This is a genomic window from Pseudoxanthobacter sp. M-2, assembly GCF_046156265.1.
Taxonomy (GTDB): domain Bacteria; phylum Pseudomonadota; class Alphaproteobacteria; order Rhizobiales; family Segnochrobactraceae; genus CAMDHY01.
On record NZ_JAWDIR010000011.1, the window covers coordinates 522,296 to 535,628 of the forward strand.

A 13,333-nucleotide genomic window follows, 5' to 3' on the forward strand; every position below is an offset into this window, starting at 1 on the left:
CCGGCGCGGTCGCGCCGCGCCAAGGTCTTCCCCGAAGCCGGGCGCGGCGGGGCCGCGCCCGGTTGTCCGTCCTCAGGCGATCTCGAAGATCGCCTCGACCTCGACCGGCACGCCGAGCGGCAGCATGGCGACGCCGACCGACGAGCGGGCGTGGCGGCCGGCATCGCCGAGGGCGGCGACGAACAGGTCGGAGGCACCGTTGACGACCTTCGGCTGGTCGGTGAAGCCCGGCGCCGAGGCGACGAAGCCGACCACCTTGACGATGCGCTTCACCTTCGAGAGGTCGCCCACCGCCGCCTTCACCTGGGCGAGCACGTGCAGGGCGCAGATGCGGGCGCACGCCGCAGCATCCTCGACCGAGACGCCGTCGCCGAGGTTGCCGACGAGCTTCGGCTTGCCGTTCTCCATCGGCAGCTGGCCGGAGACGTGCAGCAGCGAGCCGGCGAGCACCGCCGGCACGTAGTTGGCGACCGGCGCGACGGCCTCCGGCAGCGTCAGTCCGAGTGCCTTCAGGCGATCTTCGACGGTTTCGGCCATGATCTCGTCCTCGTCTCTTGCGAGCCTGCTTGTCCGCCGGGTCGGCGGCGTGCCACCCTCATGGCCGAAATCGCCCGGCGCCGCAACGGCGCGCCCGCCTTCCCGGGTGCGAAGCCGGCGCGCCCTTCTGGAGGTTCCTCGATGCCGTCTCCGCGTCCGCTCGCCACCCTCCTTGCCGGCGCCGTGCTCGTCGCCGCGCTGCCGGCGGCGGCGGCGACCGCGCCCGTCTCGAAGATCGCCGCCGGCCTGCAGCCCCACCGCGCCGTCTACGACATGTCCCTCGGCGAGAGCGACGAGAACGGCACGATCCTCGGTGTCGCCGGGCGCATCGTCACCGAGTTCACCGGCTCGGCTTGCGAGGGCTTCACGACGAACTTCCGCTTCGTCTCGCGCATCGACGACCAGGAGGGCGGCTCGCGGCTGACGGACCTGCGCACGACGAGCTACGAGGACGCGACGGGCGAGACCTTCCAGTTCGTCACCCAGAGCTATGTCGACCAGAAGCTCTCGGAAGAATCGAAGGGTGTCGCCACCCGCGACGGCGACGAGGTGATCGTCGATCTCGCCAAGCCGGCGCAGAAGCAGACGACGTTCCAGAACGGCCCGCTGTTCCCGACCCAGCATCTCGTCAAGGTGATCGAGGCGGCCGAGGCGGGGGGCACCATCCTGCAGGGCGACCTCTATGACGGCTCGGAGAAGGGCGAGAAAGTGTTCGCCACCACGGCCGTCATCGGCCGGCCGGCCTCCGGCGTCGACGAAGCGGGCATGGACGACGCCAAGGCGGTCGAGACCCTCGGTGCCGGCGCGCGCTGGCCGGTGCGGCTGTCCTATTTCGAGATGGGCGGCGACCGCGCCGAGCAGAAGCCGATGTACGAGCTGTCGTTCCTCGTCTACGCCAACGGCGTCACCCGCAAGCTCGAGCTCGACTACGGCGACTTCACCATCCTCGGGAAGCTGACGTCGATCGAATATCTCGACGCCAAGCCGTGCGAGTGAAGCGTCGCGCGTGAAGCGCAGGGTCCGGGGGCGAGCGAGCAACCGGTGATGGTACGCGGCCGCCTCAGGCGGCGGCGAAGCCCGTCGACAGCAGCCTGAGCTCCGACAGCGCCGCCCGCTCCGGCGTGTAGCGGTAGCCGGTGTCGACGGCGGACAGAGCCATGGCGCGGCGCTCGCGCTCGGGCAGGGCGATGAAGCCGCGCACGGCGGCGAGGATGGCCTCGTCGTGGCGGGTGTCGACGAGGAAGGCGTTGTCGCCGTCGATGGCGAACTCGCCGGCGCCGCCGTGGATCGGCACCACCGGCACCGCCCCGCACGACATGCCCTCGAGCGCGGTGCGGCCGAAGGCCTGATAGTCCGACAGGTCGAGGAAGAGGTCGACGCCGCGCAGGAGGCGGGCCGTCGCCGCCCGGGTGAGGCGGCCGCGGTGGTCGACGCCGGTCAGCACCAGGCCGTGGCGGAAGACGTCCTGCCATTCGCAGCCGAACGAGATGCAGCGCACCTTGCCCTCGAACTCGTGGGCGAGGGTCGAGAGGATGCGGGCGGTGCGGCGCGGCGCTCGGCGCGGCGTCGAGGGGCGCAGCATCGCGGCGATCGTCAGCGGGCGGGTGGGATCGGCACGCACCGCGAAGTCCGGGAAGAACTCGCCGTGGTCGATGCTCGCCTCGACCTTGTGGACACTGACGCCGTGGTTCGCCTCGACCACCTCCTGCAGCCAGTGCGTCTTGGCGAACAGGATGAGGTCGGGGTCGGCGCCGTAGGAGGCGCGGGCGCCGTTCCACTCGGCGCTGCCGTAGGGGTAGAACAGCGGCTCGTAGTCCTGCACGTAGTAGGCGACGCGCACGTCGCGGTCGGCGAGGTGCTCGCGCCGCGCCATGACGACGGTGTGGACCGACTGGTTGGTGGTCGCCACCAGCGTCGTGACGTCGTGCTGAAGGGCAAGCGCCGCGAGGCCTTCCGGGCCGTCGAAGCCGACGATGGCGCCGGCCAGCGCCTGGAACTCGCGATACGATTCGCGCAGGCTCATGACGTTGCCGGTGTTGGCGGCGATCAGCACCGGCACGCCGAAGCGCAGGATCGCGTCCGCCTCCTGGAACACCGAGTTCGCCCCGCCGCTGCCGCCGGAGACCGGCAGCACGAACATGATCTTCTCCGCCGCGACGGTCATCGGCGGAGGCGGGCGGGCGGACGGTGAGGCGACGTCATCTTCGGACCCCTGTGACAGGGCGCATGATAGTGCGAGGCTCGCCGGCGGCGGAAGGGGCGGAGGCACCCACTTCACGGCATGATGAATCCGCAGGCACCGCCCGCGTTAGGGCTGATGTGCGGCGGCGCTTGCCATCGCACCGGCGCTCCCCGAAGCTGCGGACGGCCGCGCGGTGCGGTTGCCCGCGGCATTGCGGGGCCCGTTGCGGCGGGAACGGGGACAGGCGCGACTTCATGACGGTGATCGGGCAATTCGAAGGGCTGGCGCCGACCGGCATGCTGACCGGTTGGGCGACGACGATGCCGGCCGGCCGCAAGCTCGAGGTGGAAATCCTTGTCGACGGCACCGCCATCATCGTGGTGGCCGCCGACCAGTTCCGCCGCGACCTCGTCTCGCCGCAGCTGCCGGACCCCTCCTGCGGGTTCGTCGTGCCGCTGCCCGACGAGTGCATCGACGGCGGCGCCCACATCATCGAGGCGCGCGTCATCGGCGGCGATCCGCTGCCGGGTTCGCCGATCCATATCGCGCCGACGGCGGCCCGCGACCGCAACGTCGAGCCACCGCCGCCGAGGAACCGCGTCCGCAACGCCGACTTCCGCTCCTGGCCGCACGGCCTGACCGTGGTGCCTAGGGAACTGCCGTGCGAGACGGCGGCGGGATGGTGGTTCGACTATCGCGGCTCTTCGCCGGTGCGGGCGATGGTGCGCGCCGAGCGGCCGCACGGCCTGGCGCTCGCCGACGACCAGTACGCGCTTGCGGTGCGCGTGCGGCGTCGCCACTCCGGCGGGCACCTGCGCGTCTTCGGACGCATCCGCCTCAAGGAGATCGCCGGCGACTGGCTGTTCGTCGATGTCGGGCTGCTGCTGCGCCGGACGGTGGAATCCTCGCCGATCGGCGTCACCGAGCTGTTCCTCGGGCTGGTGCGCGAAGGCAACCACGTCGAGAAGATCGCCACCGTCCGCAAGCGCATCTACGGCTCCGGCGTCGTCCGGCTGCATTCGGTGCCGGTGGCGATTCCCGAGCGCTTCCGCGGGCCGATCGAGGCCGGCGCCGACCTGGTGCTCTGCTTAGAGCTCGCCGGCCTCGGCGAATGCGTGGTGTTCTCCCCGCAGGTGACGGCGCGCTCGACCTTCTCCGCGGCACCGGCCGCCGCCACCGGCAGCTTCGAGGACAAGACCATCCACGACCAGGTGGAGGCGCTGCAGCTCTCCGGCCTCTGGCGCGACGGCGTGGTGGCGCGCAACCCGACGCGGCTGCCGGGCGGCGGTGTCGCCGCCGTGCCGCGCCCGCAGGTGCCGGCGGCGACGACGACGCCGTTCGTGCAGATCGTCGTGCCGGTCCACGAGGCGGTCCGCGACCTCAATGCGCTGGTCGAATCCGTGGTGCGCCACACCCACTCGCCGTTCGAGCTCGTGCTCGTCGACGACGGCTCGGGCGCCGCCACGCGTGGCCGCATCGCCGCCTTCCGCGCTGCCGACCCGCGCATCCGGGCGATCGCCAACCCCGGCAACCTCGGCTACACGCGCGCCGTCAACATCGGGCTGCAGAGCTGCGTCGCCGAGGTCGTCGTCATCGCCAACAGCGACGTGGTGGTGACGGCCGGCTGGCTCGACAAGCTGCACGCGGCGCTGGTCTCCGCCCCCGACGTCGCAGGCGTCGGGCCGGTGTCGAACGCCGCCAGCTGGCAGTCGGTGCCGAAGGTGAAGACGCGCACCGGCGAGTGGGCGGTGAACGCCGTGCCGGTCGGCTGGACGATCGACAGCTACGGCGAACTCGTCGAGCGGGTGGCTGACGGCCTCACCGTGCCGTTCCCGCTGCTCAACGGCTTCTGCGGCATCTTTCGGCGCGGATTGATCGCCGAACTGGGCTGGCTCGACGACGAGAACTTCCCGCACGGCTACGGCGAGGAGACCGACCTCTGCCTCAGGCTGCGGGCGGCGGGGCACCGGCTGCTCGTCGCCGCCGACACCTACGTGTTCCACGCCAAGTCGCGCAGCTTCGGTGCGATGCGCCGGGCCCAGCTGACGCAGGAGACGAACCGGGCCGTGCGCGAGAAGCACGCCGGCACCGATTTCGCCGAACTGGAGACCGCCATGCAGGCGGACGCCGCCCTGGCCGGGATGCGTCGTCGCCTGCTCGCTGCCACGGCGGCGGAGCTTCGCCACGGCGCGAGCCGGGTCAACGTCGTCGTGCCGGTGAAGCAGGGCGCGAAGCGCGTCTTCAAGGTCGGCGCCGGCTGACACTTTCAGCGGCGACGCCGGCGTCCGAGGACGCCGGCGGAAGGCTGCGACGGATCAGCCGTTGCGGTTCGGCGTGCCGAGCACCTGGGTGTTCGGCGGCATCATCACTTCGTCGAAGGTCTGCGTGAACATCGCCGCCGAGAAGAAGGCGACGGCCCGCAGCGTCTCGGTGCCGGTGTTGGCGAGGTCGTGCCGGATGTTGGCCGGCAGGACGAAGACGCTTCCGGGGCCGACGGCATGCTCGCCGTCTTCCATGTAGAGCGTTCCGGTCCCGGCGATGATGTACTGGGTCTCTTCGGTGGCGTCCGTGTGCCAGCCGAGGTGATCGCCGGGCTCGATCTCGTAGACGATGGTCGAAGACGCGACGGCGCCATTGCCGCCGCACGACGCGAAGGCGCCCTTCCAGTTGACGGTCTTGTCCTTCGCGCCCTGGACATGCAGGCGCTGGAGGTTCATCGACGCAACGACAGGTACCATAGAGTTCCCCTAATGTTCGCCGGACGCACCGGCTGCTGAGCGCACCACGAAAAGCCCCACCCCGCGCGGACCGTACAGCGGCTCGCGCCCACTCGCCAAGGTGGCGATGGTCGATGACGGCATGGTGATGGTCGACAGTCGCCTCAGGGGACTGCGGCGAGGCAGGCTGCGTACTGGTTCTCGCCGAGCTCGGCCAGGGCGAGGTCGAGCAGAAGCAGCGATTCCAGCAGCGGGCCGTCGCGCGCGGGATCGAGGTTGGCGAGCACGTCGTTGAGGGCGAGGTGGTAGACGGCGCCCCCGAGCATCCAGATGCGAGCATCGGTGAAGTGCTGACGGATCGCCGGCAGGATCGCCTCGCTCGTCGCCGCCTCGCTCGGGTCGAGGGCGATCATCGCGTCGCGGTCCGGGCGGCCGAAGGTCCGGGCCAGCCGTCGCGCCGGATCGGTCGGGTCGCGCAACAGCACCTCGGGCAGGCGGTGACGGACGGCGGTGGCATAGGCGAGGGTGCGCTGGCTCCACTGGAAGTGGTTCGGGCCGACATAGTCGTTCATCAGGAAGACGCCGCCCGGGCGCAGCGCCGTCACGCTGGCGGCCACCGCGCGGGCGGTGTCCGGCATGTGATGAAGGCCGTTGTCCCAGGTGACGAGGTCGTAGCGCGCCCCGAGTTCCAGCGCCGCGACGCCGTCGTGGGTGTGCCAGGTGACGCGGTCGGTGAGGCCGGCCTTCGCGAGCAGCTTCTTGCCGTGGCGGATGCGCGCCTCTGAGATCTCGTAGAGGTCGAACTGCTGGACGAGCCCGCTGCGCAGGAGCTCGAGCTCCTTGGCGCCGTTGCCGCAGCCGACCGAGACTGCCCGTCGGAAGCGGCGACCCGGCCAGCGCCGCTCGACCTCGCGGACGAGGCCGGCACCCCAGGCTGGGAGGGGCTCGCCACAGATCAGCGCGTTCTGGTGGGCGACGATTCGCGGCCACGCCCACCACCGCGCGAGCTTCGGCACCGGGGCCGGACGGTCCCAGTAGGCGGCGGCCCGACGCCGCTCGGCCGCTTCGCGATCGGTCGAATCGATTGGATCGTTCATGGCGCCATCATCTCACAGGCCGAGCGCACGGATCACCAGCGGCGCGATCAGGGCCGTCGCCACCGCGTTCATCGCCATCGCGATGCCGGCAAACGTGCCGGCGAGGCTGTCGACGGAGAAGGCGCGGGCGGTGCCGATGCCGTGCGAGGCGAGGCCGACGGCGAAGCCGCGGGCGGCGTAGTCGCGGATGCCGAGGCGGTTCATCAGCGGCGTCACCACGATCGCGCCGAGGATGCCGGTGAGGATGACGAGGACCGCGGTCAGCGCCGGGTCGCCGCCGAGCGCCTCGGCGATGCCCATCGCCACCGGCGCCGTCGCCGACTTCGGTGCGAGCGCCACCAGAGCCTCGTGCGGCAGGCCTAGTGCCATGCCGACGCCGACCGCCGACAGAATCGCCGTCAGCGACCCGGCGACGAGCGCCACGACGATCGGCAGCAGGCTGCGCCGGACGCGGGCGCGGGCGCGGTACAGCGGCACCGCGAGCGCCACCGTCGCCGGACCGAGCAGGAAGTGCACGAACTGGGCACCCTCGAAGTAGACGGCATAGGGCGTCGCGGTGAGGGCCAGCACGACGGCGACGACGAGGATCGACAAAAGCACCGGATTGACGAGCGGATGACGGCCGCTCCAGGCGGCGAGCCGATCGGCGCCGACCCAGACGCCGAGCGTCACCGTCAGCCACAGGAGCGGTGTCGTCGAGAGGTAGGCCCAGAGATCGAAGGGGGAGTCAGCCATCGCCGGGCTCCCCCGCCGGGTCACCGGCGGAGGCCGGCAGCAGGCGCTTGACGATGAGGAAGGTCGCGACGGTGACGAGGAGCGTCGCCACCACCGAGACCGCGAGGGCAGCGGCCAGCGCTACGCCGTGGCGGGCGAACAGGTCGAGCTCGGTGACGACGCCGACGCCCGCCGGCACGAACAAAAGCCCGAGCACCGAGAGGATGCGGTCACCGGTCGCCTCGGTATCGTCGAGTGTCGCGTCCGCCGGTCCACCGGATGCGGCACGGGCTCTCACAAGCGCGAAGACGGCGATGAGCAGCACGAGGCCCAGCACGGGGCCGGGCAATGGCAGCCCGGCGGCGCGCACCGTCGCCTCGCCGAGGAGCTGGCAGACGAGCAGCACGGCGAGGCCACGGATCATCGGATCGGCTCCGGGGAGGGGCCGTCAGGATAACGCAAGCGGCGCCGTCCGCCAGAGACGGCGCCACCGCGCTTGCTTCGGTCAGGCGAGACGATCGATGCGACGCCGGCGGACGCGCCCGTGGGGCGCCTCCGCGCGGCGGCGCAGCCTCACTCGCCGATGTTGATGAGCTGCACGCGGCGGTTCACCTGGGCGTAGGGGTCGGCCGGATCGCGCAGCTGCTCCTCGCCGAGGCCGACGGCATCGAGGCGGGCCGGATCGACGCGGAAGGTCGTGGTGAGCGCGTCGCGGATCGAGTCGGCGCGCTTCTGGCTGAGCTCGAGGTTGTACTTGCGGTCGCCCTTGGCGTCGGTGTGGCCGATCACCAGGAAGCGATACTGCAGCAGGTAGGGGTGATGGAGGGCGTCCGCCATCAGCCCGATCGTCTCGTAGGACTCCGGCCGGATCGTCGCCGAATCGAAGTCGAAGACGATCTCGACATTAAACTGGCGCAGCTTGGCGAGCTGGGCGGCGAGCGGCAGGGCCGTCGTGGCGTTGTCGCCGGGATACTGGGCGATGTTGTCGAGGGCCTGCTGGCGGAGCAGCGCGGCGGTGACGCCGTGGCCCGCGGCGGGCAGCCCCGTCAGGCTGTTGATGATCTCGTTGCGGTCGAGCTTGGTCTGGGCGCCGGCGGGAAGCGACAGCAGCACCACCGCGACGAGCGCGGTCAGGATTCGCGAGGACATGGGTTTTTCTCTCTCTGCCGGGCGCGGTTCAGCGATAGCCGGCGGCGTCGATCGCCGCGTTGCAGTTGGCGCTCACGCTGGGCGCGGCCTTCAGCAGGCAGTTGAGGATGTGGCCCTTGCCGGGCTTGGTCATCTTGCAGAACTGCTGGGCGTCGCGGTTGCAGATCTCGCCGACGGCCGCCTGGGCGGCAGCCCGGGCGGCGAGCAACTGCTGCACCCGCACGAGATCGACCTTGCAGGCCTGGGAGACTCTCGGGCTGTCCATCAGGCAACCCTCGACGCGGCCGCCGCCGAGGTTGACGCCCTTGCAGTGCTTCAGGATGTCTTCGCCGCAGCTGTCGGCGAGGATGTCGATTGCCTGGGCGTAGCCGATGGTCTGGGCGGCGGCCGGCTGCACCGGGCCGAGCAGCGCGATCGCCGCTACCGCCGCGACGGCGAACAGTGCCCACCGCGGGCGCCGAGTATCCAACCTTGTCGTCATGAAGGCCCCCTGACGGAGCATAAGGGGCCATCCTCCCTCTCCCCCCGCCGGTTCCCCCGGCGAGGTGGGGCGAATTCGGCGCCTTCTCCCGTGCTCCTGGAGGCGATCCTGACGAAAAAGGGCAGGCGCGTCGATCCCGGATTGATCCGGAAGCGGCACGGCCACGCCACAACGCCGTGGTCAGCGGACCTTCGCCGTCTCCTCCGGCGGCGCCAGATAGACGCCGCGGGGATCGTCCGCGGGCGCCGGTGCCAACGCGGGCGGGGGCGGGTAGGGCTCGTCGGGTAGACCGAACGGTGGCAACTCCCGGAGCTTGCTGGACGAGCGGCCGTTGCTGGTAGCTGACGTGCGATTGCTGGTGAGCGGACTGGGCATGGTCGGACCGGTGGCGCGGATCAGTTGGCGGTCGCCTGCATCGGCGGGTTCTGCTCGTCGGGGTTCGGGAGCGGCGGCGGGTCCGCGGGATCGTCCGGCTCGGGCTCGGTGATCGGCGGAATCGGGGGGCCGAGGGGGTCGGACGGGTCCACGGGCCCGCGCTTCGGATCGGGCTGCTGCGGGTCGTCGGGCTGCTGGGTCATCGTGCTGGTCCTCGGAGAGCGGTGGTCGGGGATATGAACGATCGCGACGCTGCGGTCGTTCCGCGCGCCGCTGCGTTCTGGCCATGGGGCCACCGGCCCCTGTCGCGGCCCGGCCCGAAGGCGTAGGCTCGGACGGAGGACACGGGAGGATCAGAGCGGTGAAGAAGGGCTACAAGCAGCTGCTGGCGGAAGCCGGCGCGGAGGTCACGGCGGTGGAGCCGGCCGAGGCGCTGGCGCTGCACGGACGCGACGATGTCGTCTTCGTCGACCTGCGCGATCCGCGCGAACGGGAGCGCGACGGCAGCATCCCGGACGCCTTCTCCTGCCCGCGCGGCATGCTGGAGTTCTGGGTCGACCCGGAGAGCCCCTACGCCAAGCCGGTGTTCGCGGAGAACAAGCGCTTCGTCTTCTTCTGCGCGAGCGGCTGGCGCTCGGCGCTGGCGACGAAGACGGTGCAGGACATGGGGATGGAGAACGTCAGCCATCTCGCCGGCGGCTTCGGCGCCTGGAAGGCAGCCGGCGGGCCAGTCGCCCCGATCGTGCCGAAGCCGGCGGGCTGACGGTCGGCAAGAACAGGCCGCCCGCGGGGCCGGGGCTTGCGGAAGCTCGAACCTGCGGCCGCGCCGTTATCTTTGCGAAGCCCGGGTGGATCGGCGCGACCGACGCCCGTTCAGGCGACGTCGGCGATCGTCTCCGTGGCGGCCTGGCGGGCGATCGAGGGGAAGGCGGCAGGTGTCGTCATCGTGTTGATGACGTCGCGCATCGTCACCAGGCCGACCGGGCGGCCCGCCTCGCAGCAGGCCACCGCCTGCGCGGCGCCGGCATCCGACATCACCTTGCTCGCCACCTCGATGGGGTCGTTCGCCGCCACCCGCGGCAGGCTGTCGGAGGCCACGGCCCCGGCGGCGATGACGGTCATCACCGATTCCACCAGGATCACCCGGCCGCGGTTCACCTCCTTGACGAAGCTCGCGACGTAGTCGTCGGCCGGCGTCATCACGATGTCCTGGGCGGTGCCCTTCTGCACGAGCTCGCCGTCGCGCAGGATGGCGATGTGATCGCCGAGCCGGAGCGCCTCGTCGAGATCGTGGGTGATGAAGACGATGGTCTTGCGGATCTCCGTCTGCAGGTCGAGCAGCACGCTCTGCATGTCGACGCGGATGAGCGGGTCGAGCGCCGAGAAGGCCTCGTCCATGAGCAGGATCGGCGCGTCGTTCGCGAGCGCTCGGGCGAGGCCGACGCGCTGCTGCATGCCCCCGGAGAGCTGGTTCGGATACTTGTCCTCGAAGCCCTTCAGCCCGACCCGCTCGATCCAGCGCATCGCCGTCTCGCGCCGCTCGGCCGCCGCGGTGCCGCGCACCTTCAGGCCGAACATCGTGTTGTCGAGCACAGTCCAGTGCGGCAGCAGGCCGAACTTCTGGAACACCATCGCCGTGCGCGTGCGCCGGAACGTGCGCAGTTCCAGCGGCGTCATCTTGACGACGTCGACGTCGTCCACCAGCACCTCGCCGGCGGTGGGCTCGATCAGCCGGTTGATGTGGCGGATCAGCGTCGACTTGCCGGAGCCCGACAGCCCCATCACCACCTGGATCGCACCGCCGGGAATGTCCATCGAGATGTCGCGCAGGCCGAGGACGTGGTTGTGCTCGAGCAACTCCGTCTTCGTCATGCCCGCCTTGACGCGATCCACGTAGGCAGCCGGGTCGGACCCGAAGATCTTGTAGACGTGCCGCAGCTTGATGCCGTCGATCCTAGTACCCATGCCTAGTGCCCATGCACGATCTCCCGGTGCTTCTGCAGGCGCCGTCCGTACTCCTGGCTGACCCGGTCGAAGATGATGGCGATGCCGACGATGGCGAAGCCGTTGAACAGCCCGAGTGTGAAGTACTGGTTGGCGATCGCCTTCAGCACCGGCTGGCCGAGGCCCTGGACGCCGATCATCGAGGCGACGACCACCATCGACAGCGCCATCATGATCGTCTGGTTGACGCCGGCCATGATCGTCGGCAGCGCCAGCGGCAGCTGCACGTGGACGAGCCGCTGCCATCCCGACGAGCCGTAGGCGTTGGCCGCCTCGATGACGTCGCTGTCGACCAGCCGGATGCCGAGGTCGGTGAGGCGGATGACCGGCGGCAGCGCGTAGATGACGACCGCGATCAGGCCCGGCACCTTGCCGATGCCGAGCAACATCACCACCGGGATCAGGTAGACGAAGCTCGGCATCGTCTGCATGACGTCGAGGATCGGCGTGACGATCCTGCGCAGCGGCTTCGACAGCGACATCAGGATGCCGATCGGAATGCCGATCACCAGGGCCGTGAGGGTCGCCACGACGATCATCGCGATCGTCTTCATGGTGTCGTCCCACATGCCGAAATAGCCGATGGCGAACAGCGCGACGCCCGACCCGATGACGACCTTGATGTTGCGGCTGGCGAGCCAGGCGATCGCCATGATGGCGATCAGGATGATCGGCCACGGCGTCGTCGTCATCAGCCGCTCGGCCCAGATCATGAAGACCTTCAAGGGCTCGAAGGCGATCTCGAACGCTTCGCCATAGGTGCGCGTGAAACTGCGGAACCCCTCGTCGATGGCTTTCTTGAGCGCTGTCAGGCTCGCGTTGTCCATCGTCGGGAAGTCGGTCAAGAAGCTCATTGGCGCGCTCCCGGACATCCGTCACGGACGGAAGTGTGGCGCAAGCCAGGATACAAATCACCCTGGACCTGACCGGACAGTGGAGGGCGGGAGCCGCCCTCCACCGCTTCTGGGTGCCTCAGAGCGAGGCCTTGACCTTCTCGGCCGCCTCGGGGCTCACCCACTTCTCCCAGATCTGCGGCTGCGTCTTCAGGAAGTGGATGGCGCCCTGCTCGCCGGTCGCCTGGTTGTCGACCATCCAGGCGAGCAGCTTGTTGACGGTGTCGTTGCTCCACGTCCGCTTCGTCAGGTACTCGTAGGCCGGGCCGCCCGCGTCCTTGAAGCGCGACGTCACGACGGTGAAGATCTCCGACTTCGACCAGGCGTTCGGCTTCGGATCGGCGCAGTCGAGCACGGTGTTGCAGCGGTTCCACTCGGCCGGATCGTGGGTGACGCCGTCGCCCATCGACAGCTTGACCATGTCGTACTTGCCGAGGATGGCGGTCGGCGCCCAGTAGTAGCCGAGCCAGCCTTGCTGACGCTCGTAGGCCTTGGCGATCGAGCCGTCGAGGCCGGCGCCCGAGCCGGTGTCGACCAGTACGAAGCCCTTGTCCGCGCCGCCGTAGGCCTTGAAGAAGTTGGCGGTGAGGATCTGGCAGGCCCAGCCGGTCGGGCAGTTGTAGACGGCGCCCTTCGAGGCGTCCTCCGGCGCCGGGAACAGCTCCGGGTGCTTCAGCGCATCGTCGATGGTCTTGATGTCGGGATGCGCCTCGGCGACGTATTTCGGGATCCACCAGCCCTCGACGCCGCCGTCCGGCAGGGCTTCGGAGGCGAAGTAGAGACGGCCCTCGGCGACGGCCTTGTCGAGCGGCTCGCGGGCGGCGTTGACCCACGCCTCGGGCGCCACGTCCGGCTCGCCCTTTTCCATCATCGCGGTCAGCGTCGGCGTGGTGTCGCCGGGCACCAGCTCGGCATTGCAGCCGTAGCCCTTCGACAGGATGATCTGGTCGATCCAGGCGAGCACCTCGGCGGATGCCCAGTTCATGTTGGCGATGGTGACGGTGCCGCAGTCGGCCGCCTTGGCGGGCGCGGTACCAGCAAATGATACGCCTGCGGCGAGCCCCGCGGCGATGATCGTCGAGGCGAGAAGTCTGGTCATGAGATCACGGCTCCCAGTCTGGTTGGTCACGTCGTCTGGTTTCCGGCGCCTTGTGGGCGCCGCTGTCGAATGACCCACCCCGTCG

General features: G+C 70.1%; 15 protein-coding genes. 3 read left to right on the top strand and 12 right to left on the bottom strand.

Features of this window, described 5'->3' with window-relative positions; translation table 11 throughout:
• Positions 1 to 72: 72 nt before the first annotated feature.
• Positions 73 to 537, bottom strand: a complete 465-nt coding sequence (locus RUR49_RS07490) for a RidA family protein (protein WP_409145745.1) — start codon at positions 535 to 537, stop codon at positions 73 to 75.
• A gap of 141 nt (positions 538 to 678) precedes the next feature.
• Between RUR49_RS07490 and RUR49_RS07495 the strand changes: the two genes are divergently transcribed.
• Positions 679 to 1,533, top strand: coding sequence for a cell envelope integrity EipB family protein (locus tag RUR49_RS07495; protein WP_409145746.1), 855 nt, complete (start codon positions 679 to 681; stop codon positions 1,531 to 1,533).
• A 64-nt stretch (positions 1,534 to 1,597) separates the two neighbouring features.
• Here RUR49_RS07495 and RUR49_RS07500 read toward each other — a convergent pair whose 3' ends face one another.
• The gene (locus RUR49_RS07500; protein ID WP_409145747.1) at positions 1,598 to 2,677 is read right to left on the bottom strand and encodes a glycosyltransferase; all 1,080 of its coding nucleotides are present in this window, start codon (positions 2,675 to 2,677) and stop codon (positions 1,598 to 1,600) included.
• A gap of 296 nt (positions 2,678 to 2,973) precedes the next feature.
• Here RUR49_RS07500 and RUR49_RS07505 point away from each other — a divergent pair, with 296 nt between their 5' ends.
• Positions 2,974 to 4,980: a glycosyltransferase family 2 protein gene (locus RUR49_RS07505; RefSeq protein ID WP_409145748.1), complete on the top strand. Its 2,007-nt coding sequence runs from the start codon at positions 2,974 to 2,976 to the stop codon at positions 4,978 to 4,980.
• Positions 4,981 to 5,034: 54 nt separating this feature from the next.
• On the opposite strand, the gene RUR49_RS07510 is transcribed toward RUR49_RS07505, so the two are convergent.
• From RUR49_RS07510 to RUR49_RS07540, 7 genes are all read right to left on the bottom strand, one after another.
• Complete coding sequence (locus tag RUR49_RS07510) at positions 5,035 to 5,457, bottom strand: cupin domain-containing protein (RefSeq protein WP_409145749.1); 423 nt, start codon at positions 5,455 to 5,457, stop codon at positions 5,035 to 5,037.
• 143 nt (positions 5,458 to 5,600) lie between these two features.
• Positions 5,601 to 6,533, bottom strand: a complete 933-nt coding sequence (locus tag RUR49_RS07515) for a class I SAM-dependent methyltransferase (RefSeq protein WP_409145750.1) — start codon at positions 6,531 to 6,533, stop codon at positions 5,601 to 5,603.
• 12 nt (positions 6,534 to 6,545) lie between these two features.
• Positions 6,546 to 7,268, bottom strand: coding sequence for an LrgB family protein (locus RUR49_RS07520; RefSeq protein WP_409145751.1), 723 nt, complete (start codon positions 7,266 to 7,268; stop codon positions 6,546 to 6,548).
• Entirely contained in the window at positions 7,261 to 7,671 is a 411-nt protein-coding gene (locus RUR49_RS07525; RefSeq protein ID WP_409145752.1) for a CidA/LrgA family protein, read from the bottom strand. The genes RUR49_RS07520 and RUR49_RS07525 overlap by 8 nt, the downstream gene beginning before the upstream one ends.
• Before the next feature lie 149 nt (positions 7,672 to 7,820).
• A complete protein-coding gene (locus tag RUR49_RS07530) occupies positions 7,821 to 8,396 on the bottom strand; it encodes an OmpA family protein (RefSeq protein WP_409145753.1) in 576 nt (191 codons plus the stop codon).
• A gap of 28 nt (positions 8,397 to 8,424) precedes the next feature.
• On the bottom strand, positions 8,425 to 8,877 hold the full coding sequence (locus RUR49_RS07535) for a cysteine rich repeat-containing protein (RefSeq protein ID WP_409145754.1): 453 nt from the start codon (positions 8,875 to 8,877) through the stop codon (positions 8,425 to 8,427).
• Between the two features lie 395 nt (positions 8,878 to 9,272).
• Entirely contained in the window at positions 9,273 to 9,455 is a 183-nt protein-coding gene (locus RUR49_RS07540) for a hypothetical protein (RefSeq protein ID WP_409145755.1), read from the bottom strand.
• Positions 9,456 to 9,613: 158 nt separating this feature from the next.
• Here RUR49_RS07540 and RUR49_RS07545 point away from each other — a divergent pair, with 158 nt between their 5' ends.
• Positions 9,614 to 10,015, top strand: a complete 402-nt coding sequence (locus tag RUR49_RS07545) for a rhodanese-like domain-containing protein (RefSeq protein ID WP_409145756.1) — start codon at positions 9,614 to 9,616, stop codon at positions 10,013 to 10,015.
• A gap of 110 nt (positions 10,016 to 10,125) precedes the next feature.
• Here RUR49_RS07545 and RUR49_RS07550 read toward each other — a convergent pair whose 3' ends face one another.
• From RUR49_RS07550 to RUR49_RS07560, 3 genes are all read right to left on the bottom strand, one after another.
• Entirely contained in the window at positions 10,126 to 11,217 is a 1,092-nt protein-coding gene (locus RUR49_RS07550) for a glycine betaine/L-proline ABC transporter ATP-binding protein (protein WP_409145757.1), read from the bottom strand.
• A gap of 2 nt (positions 11,218 to 11,219) precedes the next feature.
• Positions 11,220 to 12,110, bottom strand: coding sequence for an ABC transporter permease (locus tag RUR49_RS07555; RefSeq protein WP_409145758.1), 891 nt, complete (start codon positions 12,108 to 12,110; stop codon positions 11,220 to 11,222).
• Positions 12,111 to 12,228: 118 nt separating this feature from the next.
• A complete protein-coding gene (locus tag RUR49_RS07560; RefSeq protein ID WP_409145759.1) occupies positions 12,229 to 13,248 on the bottom strand; it encodes an ABC transporter substrate-binding protein in 1,020 nt (339 codons plus the stop codon).
• Between the last annotated feature and the right edge of the window lie 85 nt (positions 13,249 to 13,333).

Excerpts from the sequence above, each read along its gene's own strand:
- RUR49_RS07490 (WP_409145745.1), bottom strand. The coding sequence starts at position 537 with ATGGCCGAAACCGTCGAAGATCGCCTGAAGGCACTCGGACTGACGCTG.
- RUR49_RS07495 (WP_409145746.1), top strand. The coding sequence starts at position 679 with ATGCCGTCTCCGCGTCCGCTCGCCACCCTCCTTGCCGGCGCCGTGCTC.
- RUR49_RS07500 (WP_409145747.1), bottom strand. The coding sequence starts at position 2,677 with ATGTTCGTGCTGCCGGTCTCCGGCGGCAGCGGCGGGGCGAACTCGGTG.
- RUR49_RS07505 (WP_409145748.1), top strand. The coding sequence starts at position 2,974 with ATGACGGTGATCGGGCAATTCGAAGGGCTGGCGCCGACCGGCATGCTG.
- RUR49_RS07510 (WP_409145749.1), bottom strand. The coding sequence starts at position 5,457 with ATGGTACCTGTCGTTGCGTCGATGAACCTCCAGCGCCTGCATGTCCAG.
- RUR49_RS07515 (WP_409145750.1), bottom strand. The coding sequence starts at position 6,533 with ATGAACGATCCAATCGATTCGACCGATCGCGAAGCGGCCGAGCGGCGT.
- RUR49_RS07520 (WP_409145751.1), bottom strand. The coding sequence starts at position 7,268 with ATGGCTGACTCCCCCTTCGATCTCTGGGCCTACCTCTCGACGACACCG.
- RUR49_RS07525 (WP_409145752.1), bottom strand. The coding sequence starts at position 7,671 with ATGATCCGTGGCCTCGCCGTGCTGCTCGTCTGCCAGCTCCTCGGCGAG.
- RUR49_RS07530 (WP_409145753.1), bottom strand. The coding sequence starts at position 8,396 with ATGTCCTCGCGAATCCTGACCGCGCTCGTCGCGGTGGTGCTGCTGTCG.
- RUR49_RS07535 (WP_409145754.1), bottom strand. The coding sequence starts at position 8,877 with ATGACGACAAGGTTGGATACTCGGCGCCCGCGGTGGGCACTGTTCGCC.
- RUR49_RS07540 (WP_409145755.1), bottom strand. The coding sequence starts at position 9,455 with ATGACCCAGCAGCCCGACGACCCGCAGCAGCCCGATCCGAAGCGCGGG.
- RUR49_RS07550 (WP_409145757.1), bottom strand. The coding sequence starts at position 11,217 with ATGGGTACTAGGATCGACGGCATCAAGCTGCGGCACGTCTACAAGATC.
- RUR49_RS07555 (WP_409145758.1), bottom strand. The coding sequence starts at position 12,110 with ATGAGCTTCTTGACCGACTTCCCGACGATGGACAACGCGAGCCTGACA.
- RUR49_RS07560 (WP_409145759.1), bottom strand. The coding sequence starts at position 13,248 with ATGACCAGACTTCTCGCCTCGACGATCATCGCCGCGGGGCTCGCCGCA.